Below are 1,577 nucleotides of genomic sequence, written 5' to 3'. Positions count from 1 at the left end.
TTCGTGCAAACTCTAGAAAGGAGGTGATCCAGCCGCACCTTCCGATACGGCTACCTTGTTACGACTTCACCCCAGTCACGAATCCTACCGTGGTAAGCGCCCTCCTTACGGTTAAGCTACCTACTTCTGGTAAAACCCGCTCCCATGGTGTGACGGGCGGTGTGTACAAGACCCGGGAACGTATTCACCGCGACATGCTGATCCGCGATTACTAGCGATTCCAACTTCATGCAGTCGAGTTGCAGACTACAATCCGGACTACGATACACTTTCTGCGATTAGCTCCCCCTCGCGGGTTGGCGGCGCTCTGTATGTACCATTGTATGACGTGTGAAGCCCTACCCATAAGGGCCATGAGGACTTGACGTCATCCCCACCTTCCTCCGGTTTGTCACCGGCAGTCTCATTAGAGTGCCCTTTCGTAGCAACTAATGACAAGGGTTGCGCTCGTTGCGGGACTTAACCCAACATCTCACGACACGAGCTGACGACAGCCATGCAGCACCTGTGTACTGGTTCTCTTTCGAGCACTCCCCGATCTCTCGGGGATTCCAGCCATGTCAAGGGTAGGTAAGGTTTTTCGCGTTGCATCGAATTAATCCACATCATCCACCGCTTGTGCGGGTCCCCGTCAATTCCTTTGAGTTTTAATCTTGCGACCGTACTCCCCAGGCGGTCTACTTCACGCGTTAGCTGCGTTACCAAGTCAATTAAGACCCGACAACTAGTAGACATCGTTTAGGGCGTGGACTACCAGGGTATCTAATCCTGTTTGCTCCCCACGCTTTCGTGCATGAGCGTCAATCTTGACCCAGGGGGCTGCCTTCGCCATCGGTGTTCCTCCACATATCTACGCATTTCACTGCTACACGTGGAATTCTACCCCCCTCTGCCAGATTCTAGCCTTGCAGTCTCCAATGCAATTCCCAGGTTGAGCCCGGGGATTTCACATCAGACTTACAAAACCGCCTGCGCACGCTTTACGCCCAGTAATTCCGATTAACGCTTGCACCCTACGTATTACCGCGGCTGCTGGCACGTAGTTAGCCGGTGCTTATTCTTCAGGTACCGTCATTAGCAAGAGATATTAGCTCTCACCGTTTCTTCCCTGACAAAAGAGCTTTACAACCCGAAGGCCTTCTTCACTCACGCGGCATTGCTGGATCAGGCTTTCGCCCATTGTCCAAAATTCCCCACTGCTGCCTCCCGTAGGAGTCTGGACCGTGTCTCAGTTCCAGTGTGGCTGGTCGTCCTCTCAGACCAGCTACTGATCGATGCCTTGGTAGGCTTTTACCCTACCAACTAGCTAATCAGATATCGGCCGCTCCACGAGCATGAGGTCTTGCGATCCCCCACTTTCATCCTTAGATCGTATGCGGTATTAGCGTAACTTTCGCTACGTTATCCCCCACTCCAGGGTACGTTCCGATATATTACTCACCCGTTCGCCACTCGCCACCAGAGCAAGCTCCGTGCTGCCGTTCGACTTGCATGTGTAAGGCATGCCGCCAGCGTTCAATCTGAGCCAGGATCAAACTCTTCAGTTTAATCTCTGTTACTTTGCCGTTTTACCGGCA

Annotated in this window: 1 rRNA gene; it reads right to left on the bottom strand. The window is 52.8% G+C overall.

The features are described 5' to 3' along the window. Positions 1-16: 16 nt before the first annotated feature. A 16S ribosomal RNA gene (locus BXA07_RS29660) occupies positions 17-1,547 on the bottom strand. Positions 1,548-1,577 lie beyond the last annotated feature (30 nt).

Source organism: Janthinobacterium sp. TND4EL3, assembly GCF_900156175.1.
Taxonomy (GTDB): domain Bacteria; phylum Pseudomonadota; class Gammaproteobacteria; order Burkholderiales; family Burkholderiaceae_D; genus Janthinobacterium.
The sequence above is the reverse complement of the archived record's forward strand: the minus strand, read 5'-3'. Positions and strand labels throughout refer to the sequence as shown.